Origin of the sequence: Streptomyces sp. NPDC096040 (genome assembly GCF_040303265.1) — a bacterium.
In the GTDB taxonomy this organism is placed as follows: Bacteria; Actinomycetota; Actinomycetes; order Streptomycetales; family Streptomycetaceae; genus Streptomyces.
The window spans coordinates 94,504-117,437 of sequence record NZ_JBEOTA010000014.1; the positions used below are offsets into that span (position 1 = coordinate 94,504).

Consider the following 22,934-nt stretch of genomic DNA (forward strand, 5'->3'; position numbering starts at 1 on the left):
ATCAAGAGACATGATCAAGCCCCTGGAGCGCGGCCTGACCGCGCTCGCGCTGACCGCTCTGCCTCTCCTCTTCTCCACACTGCCCATCCACATGGGCGCGCCCTCGGTCACCGCGGTGCCGCAGTACTTCCAGATCACCACGCAGCTGAACGGCAAGTGCCTGGCCACCAACGGCGACAACGTCGAGGTGCAGACCTGCAACGACGGCACCGGCAACCAGCTGTGGTACTGGGCGGGCAAGAAGCTCGTCAACGGCGCCGAGCAGCACTGTCTCGATGTCAGGAACGGCGAGGTCAACGCCGCGGCGCAGGTCGTCGGCGACTGCCACGGACTGGCCGACCAGCGCTGGTACAAGGACGGCAGCTGGCTGCGTACGGATGTCAACAACCAGTGCCTGAGCATCCAGAACAACGGCGACCAGCGCGAGCACGCGGGCATCAACCTCCGTAACTGCGGCTCGAACACCTGGCAGTGGTGGACCCTGCCCACCCCGTAAGCATCTGAGACACCCCTGGTCAGGAGGGGGACCGCCGGTCTAACGTCCGTCCATGGCAGCCTTCGACCCATGGGACCCGGACTTCCTGGCCGACCCGTACCCCTCCTACGCCGAGCTCCGCGCCCGGGGCCGGGTGCAGTACTACGAGCCCACCGACCAGTGGCTGGTCCCGCACCACGCCGATGTCTCGGCGCTGCTGCGGGACCGGCGGCTGGGGCGGACGTACCAGCACCGGTTCACCCACGAGGACTTCGGGCGGACCGCACCCCCGCCGGAGCACGAGCCGTTCCACACGCTCAACGACCACGGCATGCTCGACCTCGAACCCCCGGACCACACCCGCATCCGCCGCCTGGTGTCGAAGGCGTTCACCCCGCGCACGGTCGAGCGGCTGAAACCGTACGTGGCGAAGCTCGCCGGCGAACTCGTCGACGGGCTGGTCCACAGGGGCGGCGGCGATCTCCTCGCCGATGTGGCCGAACCGCTCCCCGTCGCCGTCATCGCCGAGATGCTGGGCATCCCGGAGGCGGACCGGGCGCCGCTGCGGCCCTGGTCGGCCGACATCTGCGGTATGTATGAGCTGAGTCCCTCGGAGGACACGGCCGCGAAGGCCGTCAGGGCCTCGGTCGAGTTCTCCGAATACCTGCGGGAGTTGATCGCCGAGCGGCGGGCACAGCCAGGCGAGGACCTGATCTCCGGGCTGATCGCCGCGCACGACGAGGGCGACCGGCTCACCGAGCAGGAGATGATCTCCACGGCCGTCCTGCTCCTCAACGCAGGCCACGAGGCGACCGTCAACGCCACGGTCAACGGCTGGTACGCCCTCTTCCGCAACCCCGCCCAGCTGGCCGCCCTCCGCGCCGACCACTCCCTGATCCCCACCGCCGTAGAAGAGCTGATGCGCTACGACACCCCGCTCCAGCTCTTCGAACGCTGGGTACTGGACGAGATCGAGATCGACGGCACGACGATCCCGAGGGGCGCGGAGGTCGCGATGCTCTTCGGCTCCGCCAACCATGACCCGGCCGTCTTCACCGACCCCGGCCGGCTGGACCTCACCCGCCGCGACAACCCCCACATCTCCTTCAGCGCCGGCATCCACTACTGCATCGGCGCCCCGCTCGCCCGTATCGAGCTGGCGGCTTCCATGACGGCGTTGCTGGAGCGGGCTCCGACCCTGAGCCTGATGAGCGAGCCAGGGCGAAAGCCGAACTTCGTGATCCGGGGGCTGGAGGGGCTGAGCGTCGAGGTGCGGTGATCACCGGTTCGGATGATCAGAAGGGTGATCCGGCATATGCGCCTCAGTGGCCCACCAAGCTGGTGCCCACCTGCGAAGGGAGGCACCATGACGGTTATGGCAGAGCGCACCTCGTCTCAGATGTCGGTGGACGTGTTCGAGCGGATCGCGGAATTCGCCGAGCGTGTCGACGACACCGTCGGCTTCGAGTTCATCGACGGACGGATCGGGGTCAAGAAGGTGACGGACGGCAACCACGGCTCGATCATCAGACCCAGGGGCTGAAAGTGGAGGTGTAGCGCAAGGGACGGGCCCGTCCCGACGGCGTACTCGCACCGGTGGGGCACTTCGCGGGACAGGGAGACTGGGCCGAACCCCGTGGGGTGCTGATGGTCGTCGAAATCACGTCGCACGACTCGGACACCCATAACCAGGACCGGGTCGAGAAACCTCGCGCCTACGCTGAGGCCGGTGTCCCGGTCTACTTGCTGATCGACCGCGACGACCTCTCGGTCCTCGTGCACAGCGACCCGGACCTGGAGGACGGGTACCGGGACATCCACGTGGTCCGGCTCGGCGGGCAGGCGGTCCTCCCCGACCCCGTCGGCATCGAACTCGACACCGAGGACCTCAAGAAGTACGTCGACTGAGAGGCAACCCTCAGCTGGGCAGGTCCCGTCTGGGCAGCCCCGCGAGCCCACCGCCCGCCGGCACCGCCGCCAGCCCGGTGAGGATCAGCGCCGGTCCCCAGGCCATCTCCCCACCCGGCCGATCAGCAGGACCGCCACCGCCACTCCCCAGGCCGCCTCGTCCTGGTAGTGGCGCAGGAAGAGTTCTTCCAGGGGCGGGGGTGCCGAGGTCAGGGACCGTACGCCGGTCTCGGTCAACGTGCGCAGTACGGCGGTGAGTTGATCGGTCTCGACCTGGAGGCGGAGCCGGTGGCCCTGGACGTCGAGGTCGGCGGTCACGCTGGTGCGGGTGAGGTGGCGCAGCTCGGCGAGCGAACCGGACTCGACCGTACGGCCGTTACGGATGATGCTGACCCGGTCGCAGAGCTCCTCGACCTCGCTCAGGATGTGGGAGGACAACAGGATGGTCGCGGTCGCGCTCCTCCTCCACGCAGCGCTGGAAGACCTCCTCCATCAGGGGGTCCAGGCCGGACGTCGGCTCGTCCAGGATGAGCAGGTCGACGTCCGAGCGAACGCCGCGACCAGGGCGACCTTCTGGCGGTTGCCCTTGGAGTAGGTGCGGCCCTTTTTCTTCGGGCGGGACTGAAAGGGCCGTTCTCCTCCAGGCGTACTGGAAGGTACGGGGAGCGGGCGCCGAGCTCGCGTTCCCGGAGGCGACGACGAGGACGACCCCGGAGACCGACGCGGCCGCCGTACGTCCGGGACGTCTGCCCGGACGGCGGAACTCTCATCCCGGGTTCCACGAACACGAACCGCCGCACCCGCGCGGGTCCCCCGCCGCCTACCGCTCCTTGGTCTCCTCCAGGACCGTCCGTCCCAGCAGGGCGTACCGCTCCGGCGCCCGGCGCCTGAGGTGGGTCGCGTACCCGAGGCCGCCCCCCGCCACCAGGGCGACCAGCCACGGCGTGGCCTTCAGCACCAGCGAGCCGGACTCCGCGCCGGCCGCCGCGCCCATGTTGGACACCAGCAGCACGACCACACCGAGCATCGCCACCCCGCCGACCAGGGGCGCGGTGAACGTCCGGAACCAGTGGCGGCTCTCCGGGTGGTGGGAGCGGAAGTAGACCAGCACCGCGAAGGAGCACACCGCCTGCACGACCAGGATCGCCATGGTGCCGAGGATCGCGAGCAGGACGTAGGTCCCCGTGTACGGGTCCTTGCCCGCCGCCCAGAACGCGCCCACCAGCACCGCGCTCACCACCGTCTGCACCAGGCCCGCGATGTGCGGCGAGCCGTGCCGTTCGTGGGTACGGCCGATCGTGCGCCGGAGCCGCGGAAGGACTCCCTCCCGGCCCAGGGCGTACATGTAGCGGGCGGCGCAGTTGTGGAAGGCCATGCCGCAGGCCAGCGAGCCGGTGATCATCAGCCACTGCATGACGACGACCGCCCAGTGGCCGACGTACTGCTCGGTGGGGTTGAAGAAGAGGTCCAGCGGGCTGTCCGTGGCGACCTTGACGGCCTTGGACTCGCCGTTGCCGATGATCGCCATCCAGGAGACGAAGACGTAGAAGACGCCGACGCCGAGGACGGAGATCATCGTCGCCTTGGGGATGATCTTCTTCGGGTTGCGGGACTCCTCGCCGTACATCGCGGTCGACTCGAAGCCGACCCACGACCAGAAGGCGAAGAAGAGGCCGAGGCCGGCGCTGGTGCCCTTGAAGGCGTTGACGGGGTTGACCGGTCCGAGGCCGAAACCGTCGGGGCCGCCGCCGTGCAGGGCGACGGACACCGCCATCGCGGCCAGCACCGTCACCTCCGTGCCCAGCAGCACCACCAGCAGTTTCTCGGCGACCGAGATCCCGAACCAGGTCCCCGTCGCGTTGATCGCGAGCATCACCACCGCGAACACCCACCACGGCACGTCAAGGCCGGTCTGGTCCTTGAGGGTGCCGGTGGCGAAGGTGGAGAAGATGCCGATCAGGGCCGGCTCGAAGACGACGTACGCGAAGGTCGCGAGGAGTCCGGAGGCCAGGCCGACGGTGCGGCCGAGACCGTAGGAGATGAAGCCGTAGAACGCGCCGGTGGAGGTGATGTGCTTGGCCATCGACGTGAAACCGACGGAAAAGATTGCCAGGACGACCATTGCGACCAGATAGCTCGCCGGTGCCCCGATGCCGTTGCCCGCCGACACCATGAAGGGCACGTTGCCTGTCATCGCGGTGATCGGGGCGGCCGTGGCGACGGCCATGAACACCACGCCCAGCAGCCCTACGGCGTTGGGTTTCAGCCGTTGAACGCCCTCCTCGCCGACTGCTTTCGCAGCCGGCGCGACTCCCTCGTCCACTGCCATCGGGGCGACCCCTCTCCTGTCGGTCCGATGCCGCACTGGACCGCAACTCTGAAGCCCGAATGAGTCGCTCAAGGGTGTCGGTGCGTTAAATGCTTGTCAACCAGACCTTTAGAATCCGGACCTTTGGAAGAGCGTGGGTGCGTCGGCTCAGACGGGCACCGTGAGCCCCCAGGCCCCCTCGACCACCCGCCAGGTCCGCCGCCGTACCGGACCCGCCACCCCCACGTCGGCCCGGTACCGGAAGTCCGCCCCCGTCACCGTCACCGTCCGCCCGGCGGCCCGTACCGGGGTCGCCTCCGCGCCCACCGACAGCGGCCGTACCTCCACCTCGGCCAGCCCGTCGCGGCCGCCCGGGGTCACCGAGATGCCCTCCACCGGCTGGTCCAGGTCCACCACCGTCTCCCCGTCGACCTCGACCCGCAGCCGCGCGGGCCCGGGGCGGGGCACGGCCTGGGCCGGGCGGGCGGCCAGGGACCGTACGAGGGTCTGGTACGGCCGCAGCCACCCCCGGGCCGCAACCGTGTCCGCGTCCTCCGGCACCGCCGCCACCGGCGGGATCCGCAGCGTGCCCAGCACCACCCCGTCGCTGTCATCGACCAGCAGGTCCAGGCGCCGTTCCACGCCGTCCAGGACCGCGCGTGCCGCCGCCACCGCACCGGTGGGCACCCCCAGCGCGTGCGCGACACCCTGCGCGCCCCCCACGGGGACCACGGACAGCACACATTCGGCCAGCTCCCGCTGCCTGTGCAGAAAGGTCACCGCACGGATCAGCGCGCCGTCGTCGCCCACCACCACCGGTCGCCGCGACCCCCGCCGGGAAAGTACCCGGGCGAATTCCTCGGGGCCGTCCGGCAGGCACACCTTCGTGGTCGCACCCGCGCTGAGCACGTCTTTCGCGATCCGGACGGATTCACCGTCCGTTTGCCGTGCCGCCGGATCGATGATCACAAGCAGCTGATCGGACCTCGCGAATGTCGCCACCTCGGTCGTGCCTCGCTTCCTCGGGTAGCATCACTGTGCAAGAGCCCCTTGCGCTATTGCGCCAGGGGCTTCGTCTATTCCGGGGCATCCGGTCCAACGGTTGTGCGGCCAACGACGGTCGCGGTGGTACGCGGCGCCGAACCTTACGCGTACGCCCCTGACCTTGGACATGCCCCGCCCGGAAGGGGTGTACGCGCGTGCCCGCACTTGTGCTGCTCGGTGCTCAGTGGGGTGACGAAGGCAAGGGAAAGGCGACGGACCTGCTAGGCGGATCCGTCGACTACGTGGTGCGTTACCAGGGTGGCAACAACGCCGGCCACACGGTCGTCGTCGGCGACCAGAAGTATGCGCTCCACCTCCTCCCTTCCGGAATCCTCTCGCCTACTTGTGTTCCCGTCATCGGCAACGGCGTCGTCGTCGACCCGTCGGTCCTGCTCTCCGAGCTGAGCGGTCTGAACGAGCGTGGCGTCGACACGTCCAAGCTCCTCATCAGCGGAAACGCGCACATCATCACGCCGTACAACGTCACCGTCGACAAGGTGACGGAACGCTTCCTCGGAAAGCGGAAGATCGGCACCACCGGGCGCGGCATCGGCCCGACCTACGCGGACAAGATCAACCGCGTCGGCATCCGGGTCCAGGACCTGTACGACGAGTCGATCCTGACCCAGAAGGTCGAGGCGGCCCTCGACGTCAAGAACCAGATGCTCACCAAGCTGTACAACCGGCGCGCGATCGCCGTGGACCAGGTGGTCGAGGAGCTGCTGGGCTACGCGGACAAGCTCGCCCCGTACGTCTCCGACACGGTCCTGGTCCTCAACCAGGCCCTGGAGGAGGACAAGGTCGTCCTCTTCGAGGGCGGCCAGGGCACGCTCCTGGACATCGACCACGGCACGTATCCCTTCGTCACCTCCTCGAACCCGACCGCGGGCGGTGCCTGCACCGGCTCCGGCGTGGGCCCGACGAAGATCAGCAGGGTCATCGGCATCCTCAAGGCGTACACGACCCGCGTCGGCGCCGGCCCGTTCCCGACCGAGCTCTTCGACGAGGACGGCGAGGCGCTGCGCCGGATCGGCGGCGAGCGGGGTGTCACCACCGGCCGGGACCGCCGCTGCGGCTGGTTCGACGCGGTGATCGCCCGCTACGCGACCCGCGTGAACGGCCTGACCGACTTCTTCCTCACCAAGCTCGACGTCCTCACCGGCTGGGAGCAGATCCCGGTCTGCGTGGCGTACGAGATCGAGGGCAAACGCGTCGAGGAACTCCCTTACTCCCAGAGCGACTTCCACCACGCGAAGCCGGTCTACGAGACCCTGCCCGGCTGGTCCGAGGACATCACCAAGGCCAAGTCCTTCGCGGACCTCCCGAAGAACGCCCAGGCGTACGTCAAGGCACTGGAGGAGATGTCCGGCGCCCCGATCTCCGCGATCGGCGTGGGCCCGGGCCGGGACGAGACGATCGAGATCAACTCGTTCCTGTAGGGGGCCGGTACGGCCTGTTGGACGTGTAGGGCGTGTAGGACCTGTCGTCCCTGCAGGGCCTGTCGAACCTGCCGGACGCCGACGGCTCACCTGCCAACCAATTCCGGCGATACGGCAGTTGACGCTCCGACAAATACCTGAGGACAAGCGGCGGCCCGGGACCTGATCCCGGGCCGCCTTGGCCATTCCTTGACCCTGCCATGGGTTGTTCCTGGTTCCCGGGGACCGGGCGGGGGACAAGCATCTACGCGGGTAGCCCGCCGCCCCTCGCACGCCACTCCCGTCCTCACCGCCCCTTCAGGAGCCCTGAATGCCCGTAAATCCCATAAACCGCCGTGAGTTCGTGCAGAAGTCGGCCGTCACCGGAGCGGCCGTGGCCGTAGCGGGAACCGTCGGCGCAGGCAGCGCCCAGGCCGCCGCGCAGGGCCACGGCCACCCCAAGCCGCCGAAGGCGCCCAAGACCTGGAGCTTCTCCATCCTGGGCACCACCGACCTGCACAGCCACGTCTTCAACTGGGACTACTACACCGACGCCGCCTACAAGGACTCCAAGGGCAACACCTACGGCATCGCGCGCATCGCCACCCTGGTGAAGAACCTGCGCAAGGAGAAGGGCGAGGACCGGGTCCTGCTGGTCGACGCCGGCGACATCATCCAGGGCACCTCCCTCGCCTCCTACTACGCGAGCGTCGACCCGATCACCGGCAAGGACGGCAAGCGCGGCCCCAAGCACCCCATGGCGATCGCCATGAACGAGATGCGCTACGACGCGGCCGCCCTCGGCAACCACGAGTTCAACTACGGCGTCGAGGTCATCCGCACCTTCGAGAAGCAGTGCCACTTCCCGCTGCTCGGCGCCAACGCCCTGGACGCCAAGACGCTGCGGCCCGCCTTCCGGCCCTACACCGTCAAGCACATCAAGGTCCCCCACGGCCCGGACATCAAGGTCGGCATCCTCGGCCTCACCAACCCGGGCATCGCCCTGTGGGACAAGGACAACGTCTCCGGGAAGCTGGCGTTCACGGGCCTGGTCGAGCAGGCGAAGAAGTACGTCCCGCGGCTGCGGGCCCTCGGCTGTGACGTCGTCTTCCTCACCGACCACTCGGGCCTGGACGGCTCGTCGTCGTGGGGCGACTCGCTCCCGTACGTGGAGAACGCGTCGAACCTGGTCGCCGAGCAGGTCCCCGGTATCGACGCGATCCTCGTCGGCCACACCCACGTCGACGTCCCCACGTACACGGTGAAGAACGCGGAGACCGGCGAGGACGTCCTCCTCTCCGAGCCGTACTGCTACGGCTACCGCCTCTCCGTCTTCGACTTCGAGCTGGAATGGGAGCACGGCTCCTGGAAGATCACCAGCAAGACCGCCACCACCCTGAACAGCAACACGGTCGAGGAGGACCCGCGGATCACCGAACTCCTCACCGCAGACCACGAGTTGGTGGTCAAGTACGTCAACACCGCGATCGGCACCTGCACCGAGACGATGTCCACGACGGACGCCTGCTGGAAGGACGTCGCCGCCATCGACTTCATCCAGCAGGTCCAGATGGACGCGGTGAAGGCGGGCCTGTCGACGGCGGACGCCGCGCTCCCGCTGATCTCGGTGGCCGCGCCCTTCAGCCGTACGGCCGTCATCCCGGCCGGCGACGTAACGATCCGCGACGTCGCGGGTCTCTACGTCTACGAGAACACCCTGTACGGCAAGAAGCTCACCGGCGCCCAGCTCAAGGACTACCTGGAGTACGCGGCGAAGTACTACCACCAGGTCCCGTCCGGCACGGCGGTGGACACCGCCACCCTCACCAACGCCAACAGCTTCTGGGACTACATGTACGACACGGCGGCGGGCGTCGACTACGAGATCGACATCGCGGCGGCCGAGGGCTCGCGCATCAAGAACCTCAGCTACAACGGCACGGCGGTCGCCGACGACCAGGTCTTCGTCGTCGCCGTCAACAACTACCGTGCCAACGGCGGCAGCGGCTACCCGCACATCGCCGCCGCGGAGGTCGTCTACAGCACCCCCAACCAGGTCCGCGACCTGATGGTCGCCTACGCGACGGCGAAGGGCACGATCGACCCGTCGACGTTCGCGGCCACCAACTGGAAGCTGACGCAGGGCGGGACGCCGGTCTTCTCGTAAGCCTGCCGGACTTCCTCCACGTCCCCGCTCCAGGGCAGAAGGCATCCCTGGAGCGGGAGACGGCGGCCTTACGGTCACTTCGCCCTGCCGACCGTCGAGTGGCCGCGCGGCCGTTCCGTGCCGGCCATGACCGCCACTCGTTACCGGGGCACGGGCGTCCGCACCGTCCGGATCGTGGAGCAGTAACCGCCCGCTGTCCCGGCTCCGCCTCAGCTGAACACGATCATCGACCCCTGGGCCAGGCTGCGCGTCGCCGCCGCGTGCAGGCCGAGCCAGACGTGCCGTTCCCGGGCGAAGGGGCTCGGGTCGTACGGCGCCGGGATCGCCGGTTCCTCCAGGTCGGTCGGTGCGGAGGGCGGCTGCGGGGCCGCCGGAGGGTTCGCCGGGTCGATGCCGATCGACGGGGCGACGTACTCCAGCTCGCGCAGCAGGGCGTGGGACGAGCCCAGCGGGCCGCCGCCGGCGAGGAGTTCGTCGCTGGAGAGCGGGTTCGGGAAGTCGACCGGGACATAGGCGCCCGCGTGGTCGTAGTGCCAGACCAGATGGGACTGCTGGGCCGTCGACTCGAACATCTCCAGGAGCTGCTCGTAGTCGCCGCCCAGGTCGTCCACCGGGGAGACGGGCAGGCCGCAGACCTGGAGGAGATAGGCGCGGCGGAGGAAGTGCAGCGCGTCGTAGTCGAAGCCGGCAACCGGGGCGACATCGCCGGACAGGCCCGGCATGTACTGGTACACCGGCACCGGCGGCAGCCCGGCCTCGGCGAGCACCTTGTTGTATTGCGCGAGTTCCTCGGCGAACGGGTTGTCGGGCGTGTGGCACAACACGTCGACGAGCGGTACCAGCCAGAGGTCACAGGCCAAAGAGGGCTCCTCGTATCAGCGCGTTCACGGCAGGTGTTCAGCTAGGTGGTCAGGGAAGAGTAATCCGTGCGGCGCCGGTCAGCTCCCCCCATGCAGGTCCCATACCCAGACCCCGCCGGTCCACTTACCGGATTTTCCGGTCAGGGCGTCGACCGCCTGCCGCAGCTTGTCGTCGTTGGGCTGTGGGGCGACCACCAGGGCGCCCGCCTTCCAGTACGCGAAGTCCTTCACCGCCTGCGCCCGCCAGTTCTTGCCGATCACCGGCACCTGTCCGGTGTAGCGGACGTCCCGCAGCATGTCGGAGGTGTAGCGCGGGACGGCACCGTAGATACCGATGCGGTCCTCACCGTAGGGACCGTTGAAGTATCCGCCGGGGAGCTTGAAGCCGAGGTCCGCCGTCGTCTGCCAGTGCAGGGCCTCCGCGTAGCCGGGATCGGGGAGCGGGATCGGGACGAGCGACTCGCCCCTTCCCACGTACGACTTCCACATCCCGCTCGTGATGAACTCCGGGACCGTCTCCCGCGGCGCGGACTTGAGCGGGGCCGGGACGATCGGGAGCAGGGCCAGCGCGATGGCCAGCAGACCGAAGTACTGGGTGCCGATACGACGGGTGACCAGCACCTTGTCGAGCGCGAGCGCGAGCAGCACGCCCAGCGCCGGGGCGCAGATCATCGCCACCCGGCCCTCGATCACCGACTCGAAGAGCGGCAGCTTCCGCACCAGCGCCCAGGGGCCGGGATACACCGTGTCGGTCAGCGGGATGCGGATCTTCGGGCCCATGGACAGCACGGCCGCGGCCAGCGAAGTGAACGCCAGCGCCTTGACCAGCGGCCGCTCCCACATCCGTACGACGATCCCGAAGGCGAGCAGGACCAGCGGCCAGCCGTAGAAGGCGTTCTGCTCGGTGGGGTTGAGGGAGAGCTCGTTGGCGCGGCCGGCGTTCCCGTAGAGCAGCGAGCGCTCGGCGAAGGCGAGGAGCGAGAGGGGGCTGTTTCCGGCGTTGTCGCCGTGCAGGACGCTGTGGTAGCTCTGCGGGCCGGTGAACTGCCAGTACAAGGGATAGATCACGATCGGCAGACAGACCGCCCCGGCGATCAGCAGGCCCTTGCCCAGTGGGCGCCAGGACTCCTTCGCCACCTCGGGTCGTACGGCCGCGTACGCCACGGCGAACAGGGCCATGCCCAGCGCCGCCAGCAGGAACGGCTCCTCGCCGAGGAGGACCTGGTACGCCGCCATCAGGCCGAGCACGATCCCGTCCCGCCGGACCCGGGCGCCCGTGGCCAGGCGCAGGGCGCGGTCGATGATCAGCGGGATCATGAACAGGATGACGAAGTTGGGGTGCGCGTTGGCGTGGCTGACCATCGGCGGTGCGAAGGCCGCGAGGGCCGCGCCGAGGAAGGCGGCGCCCCGGTGCCGTACCACCCGCTTCACGATCAGCCAGTACCAGGCGACGGCGGTCGCGGCCAGGCCGAGGGCCATGCAGACGGAGAGCGAGACGGCCGGTCCGGCGAGGAGCGTCAGTGGGGCGAAGGGGACGGAGGCGCCCAGCATGACCGTGTTGGCCATGAGGTTGACGCCGTCGGGGAAGCCCTGGAGGTCGGAGAAGAGCGGGTTGCGCAGGTGCGCGAGGTTGTCCGCGGTCACCGCGAAGAACCACTCCCACTGGTTCTGGTCCTGGAGGGAGTCGGTGAGGTAGCGGTGGTCCGGGTCGAAGAAGCGGCCCGAGTACAGGACGATCGACAGGGCCAGGAAGAGGACCGTGACCAGGAGGTCGGCCGGGCGGAGCCGGCGCAGCCGGAGGCGGGCCAGGTCCGCGAGGACCCTCGGGTAGGCAAGCGGGCCGACCTTGGAGCCGGGCTGGTGGCTCCAGCGGACCGGGACCTCGGCGATGGACGCGCCGCCCCGGTGCAGATGCTGGAGGACCTCGACGTCGATGCCCCAGCCGTCGAGACGGGAGCCGGCGAAGGCCTCGCGGGCCTGGTCGCCGTCGAACAGCTTGAAACCGCACTGGGTGTCCTTGATGCCGGGCACCGCGGTGGCCCGTATCAGCAGGTTCCCGGCGCGGCCGAGCAGCTCGCGCAGCGGGTGCTGGTGGTCGGCTATCTCCGCGCCCGGCACCGCGCGGGAGCCTATCGCCGCCGCGTTGCCCTCGCTGAGCGCCTTGTCGAGCCGCTCCAGCTCCTCGATCGGGGCCGCGAGATCGGCGTCGGTGACCAGCACCCGGCGGCCGCGGCTGGCGGCGACGCCCAGGCGCAGGGCGTTGCCCTTGCCCCGGTTGCGGTCACCGGTGACCAGACGGACGTGCGGGTGATCTAAGGCGGCGACCGTACGCGTCCCGTCGGTCGAACCGTCGTCGGAGACGATCACTTCCCAGGAGCCGAAGCGGGACTCGTTGTCGGCGAGGTAGCGGGTGACGGCGCAGAGCGTCGGGCCGAGCCGTTCCTCCTCGTTGTACGCCGGGATGACGACAGAAAGGTCGGGCGCGGTCATCCGTTCTCCGCCAGTCGCTCGATGAGGGCGAGGGAGTGTGTGTTGTACGCGGCGACGATCCCCCGGGCGGCCTCGATGTCCCGCCGGGACAGCGCGTCGACCAACTCCGTTTGCCGGGACCACAGATACCCGCGTAGATCGGGCAGTCGGCGCAGCTGCTGCACCGCGCACACCCAGGACTGCACGCGCAGCCGGTGCAGGAAGTCGCCGAGGTAGGGGTTGCCGAACAGCGCGGACAGCTCCCGCCAGAAGCGCAGGTCGTAGCCGACCAGCACGGTGAGGTCGCCGGCGGTCGCGGCACGCTGGGCCTCCTCGCCGCGCCGGCGGACGGTGGCCAGGGCGGCCCCGACCCGCGGCTCCTTCGGGTCCTTGAAGGCGGGGTGGTGGCCGCCGGCGAGAGCGTGGAACATACCGTCGACGACCAGGCTGCGGGCCTCGATCATGCCCCGGTAGTCGGTGAGGGAGTACTCCGGCACCCGGAAACCGCGGTGCTGGTCGGCGTCGAGGACGCCCTGCGCGGACAGGTCGACCAGGGCCTCGCGGACCGGCGTGGCGGAGACCCCGTACTGCTCGGCGATCTCCTTGACCGTGAACTCCCGGCCCGGCTGGAGCCGCCCGGCGAGGACCTCGTCACGGAGCGCGTCCGCGATCTGCTGGCGCAGGGTACTGCGGGTCACAGCGCCGTTGCCGGGCATCGTCGGGTGCCTCTCCTCACGCGTTCGGGTGACGTGCTCGCTTACATGTACATCTACGAGCACGCCACCTTACGCGTTCGGGTTCCGCGACCGTCCCTTCAGGTGCGCGGGGAACTGCGCCGCCGACCGGCGCCCGAACGGAGAGCCCTACGCCTACGCCGTGTACTCGTCGGCCACGCCCAGCGCGGCGTCGAGCGCGGCGAAGCCCTCCTTCAGTTCGGCCTCGGTGACGTTGCACGGCGGGACGACATGCGTCCGGTTCATGTTCACGAACGGCCACAGGCCCTGCTGCTTGGCGGCAGCCGTGAACGCGGCCATCGGCGCGTTGGCCTCCCCGGCCGCGTTGTAGGGCACCAGGGGCTCCCGGGTCTCCCGGTTCTTCACCAGGTCCAGCGCCCAGAACATGCCGGTACCGCGGACCTCGCCCACGCTCGGGTGCCGCTCGGCGAGCGAGGCCAGGGCGGGCCCGACGACATCCGCGCCGAGCCGCTTCGCGTTCTCGACGACGCCTTCCTCCGCCATCACGTTGATGGTGGCGACGGCGGCGGCACACGCCAGCGGATGCCCGGAGTACGTCAGCCCGCCCGGGTAGGGCCGCCGGGCGAAGGTCTCGGCGATCCGCTCGCTGATGGCGACACCACCGAGCGGCACATACCCGCTGTTCACGCCCTTGGCGAAGGTCATCAGGTCGGGTACGACCCCGAACAGGTCGGCGGCGAACCACTCACCGGTGCGCCCGAACCCGGCCATGACCTCGTCCAGGACGAAGACGATCCCGTGCCTGTCGCAGATCTCACGGACGCCCGCCAGATATCCGGCCGGCGGAACCATGATCCCGGCGGTCCCCGGCACGGTCTCCAGCACGATCGCCGCGACCGTGCCCGGCCCCTCGAACGCGATCGTGGTCTCCAGGTGCTCCAGCGCCCGCGCGGTCTCCTGCTCCTCCGTCTCCGCGTAGAAACGGGATCGGTAGAGGAAGGGCGCCCAGAAGTGCACGACCCCGGCGGCGGCACCGTCGGAGGCCCAGCGGCGCGGGTCGCCGGTGATGTTGATCGCCTGCTGGGTGCCGCCGTGGTACGAGCGGTAGGCGGACAGCACCTTCGGGCGGCCCGTGTGCAGCCGGGCCATGCGCACGGCGTGCTCGATCGCGTCCGCGCCGCCGTTGGTGAAGAAGATCTTGTCCAGGTCGCCGGGGGTCCGCTCGGCGATCAGCCGGGCCGCCTCCGACCGGGCCTCCACGGCGAAGGCGGGCGCGAAGGTCGTCATCCTCGCGGCCTGCTCCTGGATCGCCGCGACGACCTTCGGGTGCTGGTAGCCGATGTTGGTGAAGACGAGCCCGCTGGTGAAATCCAGGTAACGCCTGCCGTCGTAGTCCCAGAAGTACGACCCTTCGGCGCCGGCCACGGCCAGCGGGTCGATGAGGTCCTGCGCGGACCAGGAGTGGAAGACATGCGCACGGTCGGCCGCCTTGACGGCGGCTCCGGCCTGGGGATTGGGCTGAGGGGTCATGGCGCCGAGCCTATGAGTGCCCGGTGCGTACGCGATATCGGCGACATGTTTCATGGCTACGGCGATTCCGCGACAGATTGTCCACAGCCCGTGGACACACCGTGGATCCACCGGAACGGCCGGTACCTGTTACGGAACCGTAGACGAGGCGGGTCCCGGTCGCCGGAGCCGCCGGAATATTCTCGGCTCGATCACAAGTGTGGAGAAGGGGCGGATCTGCCATGGAGAAGCTGGGGCCCGGGGATCCGCAGCACATCGGGCGGTACCGGCTGCTGGCGCGGCTGGGCGCGGGCGGCATGGGGCAGGTGTATCTCGCCCGGTCGGAGCGCGGCCGCACCGTCGCCGTGAAGCTGGTACGGGCGGAACTCGCCGCGCAGGAGGACTTCCGGGCCCGCTTCCGGCAGGAGGTGCGCAACGCCCAGCGGGTCGGCGGGTTCTGGACCGCACCCGTCCTCGACGCCGACACCGAGGCCGCCGTGCCCTGGGTGGCCACCGGCTACGTCGCCGGGCCGAGCCTCCAGCGGGTCGTCGAGCACGACCACGGGCCGCTGCCCGAGCGGTCGGTGCGCATCCTCGCCGCCGGGCTGGCGCACGCGCTCACCAACATCCACGCGGCCGGGATCGTCCACCGTGACCTCAAGCCGTCCAATGTGATGCTCACCATAGAGGGACCCCGGGTCATCGACTTCGGCATCGCGCGCGCCCTGGAGACCCTCCCCGGCGAGGGCATCACCCGGACCGGCTCGCTCGTCGGCTCGCCGGGCTTCATGGCCCCCGAGCAGGTGCGCGGCGAGCGGATCACACCGGCCTCCGATGTCTTCAGCCTCGGCTCGGTGCTCGCCTACGCGGTCACCGGCCGGCTTCCCTTCGGCGCCACCGAGGGTGGTGCCCACGCGCAGATGTTCCGCATCGCCCAGGAGGAACCCGACCTGTCCGGGCTCCCCGAGGGCATCGCCGACGTGGTCCGCGACTGCCTCCGCAAGGACCCGGCGACCCGCCCCTCCCTGGACGCGATCCTGGCGCGAACGGGAGCGGTCGACACGGTCGAGGAGGGCCGCTCCAGGGATCCGTGGCTACCGGGGTCACTGGTGGCCCAACTGGGCCGGCACGCGGTGGAGTTGCTGGAGGTGGAGGATCCGACGATGTACGGGTCCTCGGTGGAGGTGCCAGAGGCGCGACCAGCCGCCCCCCACCCGCAGCCGACACTCAACCCTCCCTCTCCCGAACACGCCCCCGCCCACCCGGCCTACGGTTACCCGAACCAACAGCCCCTCCAGCACCCGCAGCCGTACAACCCGTACAGCAACCCCTACACCGCCGCCACCACCCCGGAGCCCGCCCAGCCGCTCTACACACCCCCACCGCCCCCGCCGTACGACCCCACCCCCGACGGTGAGCCGCGCCGCACCGCCCGTTCCACCGTGCTGCTCGTCACCGTCGCCGTGATCGTGATGCTGGCCGCGGGCGGCTCGGTGTACGCGCTCATGAACAGCGGCGGCGGCGACGACGAGAAGGCGGGCGGTACGGCCACCCCCTCGGTCACCGCCCGGACCTCCTCCGAGGAACCGACGCCCACCCCGTCGCCCTCCTCCTCGGCCCCTTCCACCGGCGCCGTGCCCACCGCCTTCCTCGGCAGCTGGACCACGGTGATAGACAACTCCACCGGCCACAACACCCGCGAACTGACCATCCGCCAGGGCGCCGTGGGCGACACCGTCCTCACCCTGGTCGCGGACGGCCCCGGCTACCACTGCGAGTTCGACGCGAAGCTCGCCGAGAAGCCCGGTTCGGGGGGTCCGTTGGAGATCGGCCCTTCCACGGTCACGAGCGGCAAGCCCCGTTCGTCCTGCAGCGCCGGAGAGGCCACCGAGGTGACGCTGCTGTCGGACGGCAGCCTGAAGCGGGTGCGGAAGGACGGCGGCGAGAGTCTCACGTACAGCAAGCAATGAACTCCCGCGACGCCTGGGGTAGTTGAACCAGTGGCTGAGCGCGGAGAACATCGTCGCCGTCGGCACCGCGGCGGCGGGCATCGTCGCGTCGGCGGCCAGCTTCTGGTTCGAGCGCCGCGTCCCGCGCCGTAAACACATCGGCTACCGCCTGCAGATGGACAACCCGATCGGCGACGACATCCGTTCGGGGCGGCTCGGCAGACGCCTCGGCCTCTTCGACGAGGCCCCGGACATGGCCGACGCCACCCTCGTCCTGCTGCGCATCGAGAACGACGGCTCCCAGGGCATCGGCCGCGACGACTACACCAGTCCCGAACTGCACGGCCTCACGGCGGTGTTCAGCGACCGGACCATCCGCGGTGTCTCGGTCACCCAGCCGACCGACAGCGACCACCTCATGCCGCACTTCACCCCGGAGCGCGGATTCGGCCATGCGGGCAACAGCCTGCGCATCCCGCGTGTCCCGCTGAACGCGGGCGAGCACTTCAAGCTCCTGGTGCTGCTGTCCGGCGGTGACGTCGGCCGGGAGATCAGGCTCATCGGCGGGATCCACGACCGGTGAACCCGGCGGCTCAGCCGAGGCTGACCCAGGTGCCCTGGGCTGCCGAGCGGCTCATCGCGTCGAGGGCGGTCGCACTGTGCACGGCGTCGGCCAGGGTCGGGCCGTACGGGGTGTCCTCGGTGATGGAGCGCAAGAAGTTGTGGGCCTCGATGACCTTGAGGTCGTCGTAGCCCATGGCGTTGGCCGCGCCGGGCTGGAAGGCGCCGTACTCGCCGTGCCCCGGGCCGACGTAGACCGTGCTGACGGGCTGGTCCTGGTAGGAGGTGCCGCGGCTGACCCCGAGTTCGCCCATCCGCCGGTAGTCCCAGAAGACGGCGCCCTTGGTGCCGTGCACCTCGAAGCCGTAGTTGTTCTGCTCGCCGACCGAGACCCGGCTGGCCTCCAGGACGCCCCGGGCGCCGGAGGCGAAGCGCAGCAGGCAGTTGACGTAGTCCTCGTTCTCGACCGGGCCGAGTGCGCCGCCGGTGGCCAGGGTGTGGCCGGCGGTGGCGCCGGTGGGCCGGGCGCGCTCCGGGATGAAGACGGCGGTGTCGGCGGTGAGCGAGGTGATGTCACCGAGCAGGAAGCGGGCCAGGTCGACGCCGTGCGAGGCGAGGTCGCCGAGAACCCCTCCGCCGCCGCGCGCACGCTCGTAGCGCCAGGTCAGGGCACCGTCGGGGTGGGCCGCGTAGTCGCTGAAGAGCCGGATGCGGACGTGGGTGACGGTCCCCAGCTCGCCGGAGGCGATCAGCTCACGGGCGTGGGCGACGGCGGGCGCGTTGCGGTAGTTGAAACCGACCGTGCCCTGGACGCCCGCCTTCGTGACGGCCTCGGCGACCGCGCCGGCGTCCTCCGCGGTCAGCCCGACCGGCTTCTCGATCCAGATGTGCTTGCCGGCCTCCGCCATGGCGACGCCGATCTCGCGGTGCAGGAAGTTCGGCGCGGTGATGCTGACGGCGTGGACGCGCGGGTCGGCGGCGACCTCACGCCAGTCCCGGGTGGTCGAGGCGAACCCGAACAGGTCGGCGGCCTCCTCGGCCCGGCCCGGTACCTCCTCGGCGACGGTCACCAGCTCGGGACGTACGGACAGCTGCGGGAAGTGGTGGGGGACCCGCTGGTAGGCCTGGGTGTGCACCCGCCCCATCCAGCCGAACCCGACGACGGCGACGCCGAGCGTACGCACCATGTGGCTGCCCCTCTTCGGACCGTTCCGGAGACTGTCCGCTCACGATGCGGGGCCGCTTCCGTCGATGTCAAGACATCAGGCCGTCCTGACAAATCTGGCCCTCACCGCGGCTCCGGCGGTCGCTGCCGGGGCATGTTCGGCCGTGCCCCGTTCGTTCCTGGCGGCAGCGGGAAGCGGCCGTTCAGATGTCCCGCGTCCGCGCGCGGTCCCGCCGTCACCGTCGCCTGCATGCCGAGCGGTGCCGGACCCGTCCGGAACTCCACCATCCAGTCGGCCGTCTCCGTGCGGACCAGCTCTGTCACGTCCTCCGTGAACCGCCTCAGCACTCCCAGACAGCGCTCGGCCGCCTCGCTCGCCGTGCCCTCCGCCGGCCCGAGCACCTCCCGCACGCTCTCCGACGCCCAGTCGAACTGGAGCACCTGGAGCCGCCGCTGCACGGCCTGCGCGGTCGCCATGTCCCTTATCCAGCCGGAGGTCACCCCGAAGAACCGGTCGATGCCCACGCACGCCACCGCCATCAGCAGCGCGAGATACCCCCAGGGCGCCACCCCGCTGACCACCCCGGTGAGGTCCAGCAGCGGCAGTGCCGCCCCGAGCACCGCGCCCACGGCCGCCCCGCACCGCAGCGCCCGCGCGCCCCGCCGTTTCCACACCCGGTCCGTCAGATACCAGGCGGCGGTCTGCAGCGCCCCGCGCTCCACCCACCGGTACAGCTCGTCGAGCCGCTCGGCCGGCTCTCCCCAGTCCCCGAGCGGGAAAGGCCGCCCGGTCAGATCCCCCGGCCGCAGTCCGGCCGCACCCTCCCCCCGCCCGTCCTGAGCCGGTCCCTCGGGCTGCATCTCCGGCTGACCCACCCGGCACTCCCAACTGATCACAACCGGTCACGTTCCGTGACATCGGACCGACATCGCGCATGGTGTCGGCCGTGACACTGGACGTGACAATGGATGCTGACGACGGGAACCCTTCCTACCGCCCAATGGGTGGCGAAGGCCTTGCTTTCGCCTCTTTTCCGCCCGGAAGTGGGCCTTGATCAGGTATAGACCCGTCAGGATTCTCACTCGAAAGAGTGGCGGGGCGATGGCTGCGTCGACCACGTAGGCTCATGCACAGCAGTACGAAGACACGGACCCGGACCCAGGAGCTGATCGTGATCCCCGGTGGTGGCCAGCCCAATATGCAGCAGCTGCTCCAGCAGGCCCAGAAGATGCAGCAGGATCTGGCACAGGCCCAGGAGGAGCTGGCGAACACGGAGGTCGACGGGCAGGCGGGCGGCGGCCTGGTGACGGCCACCGTGACCGGCGCCGGCGAGCTGCGCGCGCTGAAGATCGACCCGAAGGCGGTGGATCCGGAGGACACCGACACCCTCGCCGACCTGGTCGTCGCGGCCGTCCAGGCGGCCAACGCGAACGCCCAGGCGCTCCAGCAGCAGAAGCTCGGCCCGCTGGCGCAGGGCCTGGGCGGCGGCAGCGGCATCCCCGGCCTGCCGTTCTGACCCGACCCGGCCTTCTGGCCCGACCGCTCTGATCTCGCCGTTCTGATGTTCGTCGCCCACGCGACACCCACACCGCCTTCCTAGGACAGGCGGCAGCCAACTACCGTACGTACCGAAAGACTCCAGGAAGGGCAGTCCGTTGTACGAAGGCGTGGTCCAGGACCTCATCGACGAGCTGGGGCGGCTGCCCGGCGTCGGTCCGAAGAGCGCGCAGCGGATCGCCTTCCACATCCTGCAGGCGGAGCCGACGGACGTGCGACGGCTCGCCCAGGCGCTCCTGGAGGTGAAGGCGAAGGTCCGCTTCTGCGCGACCTGCGGCAACGTGGCACAGGAGGAGCTGTGCAACATCTGCCGTGACGCGCGCCGGGACCCGACGGTGATCTGCGTGGTCGAGGAGCCCAAGGACGTGGTCGCCATCGAGCGCACCCGTGAGTTCCGCGGCCGATACCACGTACTCGGCGGAGCGATCAGCCCGATCGAGGGCGTCGGCCCCGACGATCTGCGGATCAGGGAGCTGCTCGCCCGGCTGGCCGACGGCTCGGTCACCGAACTCATCCTGGCCACGGACCCGAACCTGGAGGGCGAGGCGACCGCCACCTACCTCGCCCGCATGATCAAACCCATGGGCCTCAAGGTCACCCGCCTGGCCAGCGGCCTCCCGGTGGGTGGCGACCTGGAATACGCGGACGAGGTCACCCTCGGCCGCGCCTTCGAGGGGAGACGACTCCTAGATGTCTGACGCCACACTGCACGCGACCGCCCCGGACCCCGACGACTTCGCGGTCCAGATCGCCGACCAGGTCGAGAGTTTCCTGGTGGCCGTCACGGAGGTGGCCAAGGGCGACGAGCCGGACTCGGCGGTCCCCTTCCTCCTCCTGGAGGTCTCCCAGCTCCTGCTGGCCGGCGGCCGCCTCGGCGCGCACGAGGACATCGTCCCCGACGAGCGCTACGAGCCGGACCTGGGCCCCGAGCCGGATGTCGACCCGCTCCGCGAGAACTTCGCGCGCCTCCTGGAGCCCATCGACGTCTACTCCGAGGTCTTCGACCCGTACGAGCCCCGCAAGGCCCCCGTCCCGGCCCGTATCTCGGACGACCTTGCCGACATCATGGCCGACCTCCGCCACGGCATGGCCCACTACCGCGCGGGCCGCACCACGGAGGCCCTGTGGTGGTGGCAGTTCTCCTACTTCTCCAACTGGGGTCCCACCGCCTCCGCGGTCCTCCGCGCCCTCCAGTCCATCCTGATCCACGTCCGCCTGAACCAGCCCCTGGAGGAACTGGACGGCCTGGACACCGACCAGGACGCGATGGGCGACGAGACCCTGGAGTTCGAGGCGGGCCAGGTCATGCAACAGGAGATCGGCGGCCGGCTGGGCCTCAAGGCCACGTGAGCCGAGGGCTCGGCCCACCTGTGATCTAGGACAGCTCCCGTCCTGAGCGGTGCCTACCGTCGCCGGTGACAACCGACACCGGCGAGAGGGGGCGAGGAGCTGGGGCGGGTACCGACCGAGGACGGGCTGATCGGGCACGCCGAGATCAGGGTCGGCGACACCGTCGTCCTGGCCTTCGACCGGCACGCCGACTGGCCCGTACTGCCGAGTCTGCTGCGCGTGTTCGTCGCCGACGCGGACGACACCTTCACCCGGGCCCTCGCGGCCGGCGGCCAGGTCGTCACGGACCTGGCCGACAACGCCTTCGGACAGCGCGGCGGGCGGATCAGGGATCCCTTCGGCAACATCTGGTGGGTGGTCGGCCACGTCGAGGACGTCGCCGAGGACGAGATGTGGAGCCGGCTGCGGTACCCCCGGTACGCCGAGGCCATGCGGGTGGCCCAGGAGACCCTCGACGCCGAACTCGGCGGCCGGCGCCGGCGCCGGGGCCGAAGCAGCGCGCCCGTGCGGCCCGGGCAGGCCGTCGGCTGATCCGCCGGGCGCTATCGGATCTCGCGAGGGCGACGCGGAGCGTTCGCGGTGGCGTTCCGGCGGAGCCGGCCAAGGCCTCACACGGTCGCCTGCCAGTAGTGCCGCACGAGGTCGGGGAACTCCTGGTGCAGGCGGCGCGGAGGAGACGCCTTCAGGGAGTTGACGCAGCGAGTCAAAGCGTCCACAGCCCCTTCGCCACCGCGGTCACCCCGCCCGTCAGGGCCAGCAGCAGGACCAGGCGACGGGCGTGGTGTTCCGGGATGCGGTCGGCGACCGTGCGGCCGATCAACCCGCCCGCCACCATCGCCCCGCCCGCCGCCGCCCACTCCGCCGCGCTCAGCCCCGGCACCCCGTTCGCCGTCACCGAGAACGCGTTGACTATCACGCCGTAGAACTGCGCGTTCGGGACGAACTCCCGTACCGTCCAGCCCGCGTTGAGCGCGTACAGGGAGACCGGGGGGCCGCCCACGCCCGCCGCCGAGTTCATGAAGCCGCCCACCGCGCCCGCCGTCAACGCGCCTGCCCGGCCGCCGAGTACGGGGACCCGGGCGCCCCGCATCACCAGCAGCACCGCCAACGTCACCAGGGCACCCATCGTCAGGAACAGGGTGGGCGACGGGAGTTGGCGGGTCAGCCAGGTGCCCACCGGGACCGTGCAGGCGGCCGCCGCGCACAGCGGGACCATCGCCGCCGGGCGGACCCTGCGCCAGCCGCCCGCCAGGCCCACCACGCTGATCGCGCCTGCCGCGCAGTTCGCCAGGGCGACCCCCTCGGCCGGGCCGAGCAGCAGGATCAGTGCCGGTACGGCGACCAGCGCGAAGCCCATGCCGGTCAGCCACTGCACACTCGCGCCCAGCAGCACGATGCCGGAGAGAAGGAAGAGAAGGATCGGCGCCGTCATGGTGTACCTGCCTACACCAACGGTCCGGCAGCGCACTCCCTCGTTGCGGTCCTCCGGAGACGGGAC

The 22,934-nt window shown here is 70.1% G+C and carries 17 protein-coding genes and 4 pseudogenes; 11 read left to right on the forward strand and 10 right to left on the reverse strand.

Features of this window, described 5'->3' with window-relative positions:
• The first annotated feature begins 10 nt into the window (after window positions 1–10).
• From ABTY98_RS20665 to ABTY98_RS20675, 3 genes and pseudogenes are all read left to right on the forward strand, one after another.
• Entirely contained in the window at window positions 11–496 is a 486-nt protein-coding gene (locus tag ABTY98_RS20665; RefSeq protein ID WP_352222374.1) for an RICIN domain-containing protein, read from the forward strand.
• Between the two features lie 52 nt (window positions 497–548).
• Window positions 549–1,754: a cytochrome P450 gene (locus ABTY98_RS20670; RefSeq protein ID WP_352222375.1), complete on the forward strand. Its 1,206-nt coding sequence runs from the start codon at window positions 549–551 to the stop codon at window positions 1,752–1,754.
• Window positions 1,755–1,841: 87 nt separating this feature from the next.
• Window positions 1,842–2,383, forward strand: a pseudogene (locus ABTY98_RS20675) (Uma2 family endonuclease).
• A gap of 84 nt (window positions 2,384–2,467) precedes the next feature.
• Here ABTY98_RS20675 and ABTY98_RS20680 read toward each other — a convergent pair.
• The 3 genes and pseudogenes from ABTY98_RS20680 to ABTY98_RS20690 form a co-directional block, all read right to left on the reverse strand.
• A pseudogene (locus tag ABTY98_RS20680) lies at window positions 2,468–3,010 on the reverse strand (AAA family ATPase); the annotation flags it as partial.
• Between the two features lie 193 nt (window positions 3,011–3,203).
• Window positions 3,204–4,712, reverse strand: a complete 1,509-nt coding sequence (locus tag ABTY98_RS20685; protein ID WP_352222376.1) for an APC family permease — start codon at window positions 4,710–4,712, stop codon at window positions 3,204–3,206.
• Between the two features lie 147 nt (window positions 4,713–4,859).
• Entirely contained in the window at window positions 4,860–5,693 is an 834-nt protein-coding gene (locus tag ABTY98_RS20690) for a diacylglycerol kinase family protein (RefSeq protein ID WP_352222377.1), read from the reverse strand.
• A gap of 197 nt (window positions 5,694–5,890) precedes the next feature.
• Between ABTY98_RS20690 and ABTY98_RS20695 the strand changes: the two genes are divergently transcribed.
• Entirely contained in the window at window positions 5,891–7,174 is a 1,284-nt protein-coding gene (locus ABTY98_RS20695) for an adenylosuccinate synthase (RefSeq protein ID WP_352222378.1), read from the forward strand.
• A 310-nt stretch (window positions 7,175–7,484) separates the two neighbouring features.
• On the forward strand, window positions 7,485–9,320 hold the full coding sequence (locus tag ABTY98_RS20700) for a bifunctional metallophosphatase/5'-nucleotidase (RefSeq protein ID WP_352222379.1): 1,836 nt from the start codon (window positions 7,485–7,487) through the stop codon (window positions 9,318–9,320).
• A gap of 209 nt (window positions 9,321–9,529) precedes the next feature.
• Here the strand turns inward: ABTY98_RS20700 and ABTY98_RS20705 are convergent, their stop codons facing one another.
• The 4 genes from ABTY98_RS20705 to ABTY98_RS20720 all read right to left on the reverse strand — a co-directional run bounded on the left by ABTY98_RS20705 (window position 9,530) and on the right by ABTY98_RS20720 (window position 14,874).
• Window positions 9,530–10,180, reverse strand: coding sequence for a putative DNA-mimic protein (locus tag ABTY98_RS20705; RefSeq protein ID WP_352222380.1), 651 nt, complete (start codon window positions 10,178–10,180; stop codon window positions 9,530–9,532).
• A 78-nt stretch (window positions 10,181–10,258) separates the two neighbouring features.
• On the reverse strand, window positions 10,259–12,670 hold the full coding sequence (locus ABTY98_RS20710; RefSeq protein WP_352222381.1) for a dolichyl-phosphate beta-glucosyltransferase: 2,412 nt from the start codon (window positions 12,668–12,670) through the stop codon (window positions 10,259–10,261).
• A complete protein-coding gene (locus ABTY98_RS20715) occupies window positions 12,667–13,365 on the reverse strand; it encodes a GntR family transcriptional regulator (protein ID WP_352222382.1) in 699 nt (232 codons plus the stop codon). The genes ABTY98_RS20710 and ABTY98_RS20715 overlap by 4 nt, the downstream gene beginning before the upstream one ends.
• A gap of 153 nt (window positions 13,366–13,518) precedes the next feature.
• On the reverse strand, window positions 13,519–14,874 hold the full coding sequence (locus ABTY98_RS20720; protein ID WP_352222383.1) for an aspartate aminotransferase family protein: 1,356 nt from the start codon (window positions 14,872–14,874) through the stop codon (window positions 13,519–13,521).
• A 221-nt stretch (window positions 14,875–15,095) separates the two neighbouring features.
• On the opposite strand from ABTY98_RS20720, the gene ABTY98_RS20725 reads away from it, so the two are divergent.
• Both ABTY98_RS20725 and ABTY98_RS20730 read left to right on the forward strand, forming a co-directional pair.
• Window positions 15,096–16,823, forward strand: a complete 1,728-nt coding sequence (locus tag ABTY98_RS20725) for a protein kinase domain-containing protein (protein ID WP_352222384.1) — start codon at window positions 15,096–15,098, stop codon at window positions 16,821–16,823.
• Between the two features lie 22 nt (window positions 16,824–16,845).
• Window positions 16,846–17,379, forward strand: a pseudogene (locus ABTY98_RS20730) (phosphate ABC transporter substrate-binding protein); the annotation flags it as partial.
• Between the two features lie 16 nt (window positions 17,380–17,395).
• On the opposite strand, the gene ABTY98_RS20735 reads toward ABTY98_RS20730, so the two are convergent.
• A complete protein-coding gene (locus ABTY98_RS20735) occupies window positions 17,396–18,550 on the reverse strand; it encodes a Gfo/Idh/MocA family protein (RefSeq protein WP_352222385.1) in 1,155 nt (384 codons plus the stop codon).
• A 101-nt stretch (window positions 18,551–18,651) separates the two neighbouring features.
• Entirely contained in the window at window positions 18,652–19,404 is a 753-nt protein-coding gene (locus ABTY98_RS20740; protein WP_352222386.1) for an SLATT domain-containing protein, read from the reverse strand.
• A gap of 296 nt (window positions 19,405–19,700) precedes the next feature.
• Between ABTY98_RS20740 and ABTY98_RS20745 the strand changes: the two genes are divergently transcribed.
• From ABTY98_RS20745 to ABTY98_RS20760, 4 genes and pseudogenes are all read left to right on the forward strand, one after another.
• Window positions 19,701–20,045: a YbaB/EbfC family nucleoid-associated protein gene (locus ABTY98_RS20745; RefSeq protein ID WP_352222484.1), complete on the forward strand. Its 345-nt coding sequence runs from the start codon at window positions 19,701–19,703 to the stop codon at window positions 20,043–20,045.
• Window positions 20,046–20,184: 139 nt separating this feature from the next.
• Window positions 20,185–20,784: a recombination mediator RecR gene (gene recR, locus ABTY98_RS20750; protein ID WP_352222387.1), complete on the forward strand. Its 600-nt coding sequence runs from the start codon at window positions 20,185–20,187 to the stop codon at window positions 20,782–20,784.
• Window positions 20,777–21,436: a DUF5063 domain-containing protein gene (locus ABTY98_RS20755; protein ID WP_352222388.1), complete on the forward strand. Its 660-nt coding sequence runs from the start codon at window positions 20,777–20,779 to the stop codon at window positions 21,434–21,436. Before recR ends, ABTY98_RS20755 begins: the two co-directional genes overlap by 8 nt.
• Window positions 21,437–21,517: 81 nt before the next feature.
• A pseudogene (locus tag ABTY98_RS20760) lies at window positions 21,518–21,967 on the forward strand (VOC family protein); the annotation flags it as partial.
• 172 nt (window positions 21,968–22,139) lie between these two features.
• On the opposite strand, the gene ABTY98_RS20765 reads toward ABTY98_RS20760, so the two are convergent.
• Window positions 22,140–22,868 carry a TSUP family transporter gene (locus ABTY98_RS20765; RefSeq protein WP_352222389.1) on the reverse strand — a complete coding sequence of 243 codons (729 nt, stop codon included), beginning with the start codon at window positions 22,866–22,868 and terminating at the stop codon, window positions 22,140–22,142.
• Window positions 22,869–22,934: the final 66 nt, after the last annotated feature.

Coding starts and splice junctions, on each gene's coding strand:
- ABTY98_RS20665 (WP_352222374.1), top strand. CDS start 11: ATGATCAAGCCCCTGGAGCGCGGCCTGACCGCGCTCGCGCTGACCGCT.
- ABTY98_RS20670 (WP_352222375.1), top strand. CDS start 549: ATGGCAGCCTTCGACCCATGGGACCCGGACTTCCTGGCCGACCCGTAC.
- ABTY98_RS20685 (WP_352222376.1), bottom strand. CDS start 4,712: ATGGCAGTGGACGAGGGAGTCGCGCCGGCTGCGAAAGCAGTCGGCGAG.
- ABTY98_RS20700 (WP_352222379.1), top strand. CDS start 7,485: ATGCCCGTAAATCCCATAAACCGCCGTGAGTTCGTGCAGAAGTCGGCC.
- ABTY98_RS20710 (WP_352222381.1), bottom strand. CDS start 12,670: ATGACCGCGCCCGACCTTTCTGTCGTCATCCCGGCGTACAACGAGGAG.
- ABTY98_RS20715 (WP_352222382.1), bottom strand. CDS start 13,365: ATGCCCGGCAACGGCGCTGTGACCCGCAGTACCCTGCGCCAGCAGATC.
- ABTY98_RS20720 (WP_352222383.1), bottom strand. CDS start 14,874: ATGACCCCTCAGCCCAATCCCCAGGCCGGAGCCGCCGTCAAGGCGGCC.
- ABTY98_RS20725 (WP_352222384.1), top strand. CDS start 15,096: ATGGAGAAGCTGGGGCCCGGGGATCCGCAGCACATCGGGCGGTACCGG.
- ABTY98_RS20735 (WP_352222385.1), bottom strand. CDS start 18,550: ATGGTGCGTACGCTCGGCGTCGCCGTCGTCGGGTTCGGCTGGATGGGG.
- ABTY98_RS20755 (WP_352222388.1), top strand. CDS start 20,777: ATGTCTGACGCCACACTGCACGCGACCGCCCCGGACCCCGACGACTTC.
- ABTY98_RS20765 (WP_352222389.1), bottom strand. CDS start 22,868: ATGACGGCGCCGATCCTTCTCTTCCTTCTCTCCGGCATCGTGCTGCTG.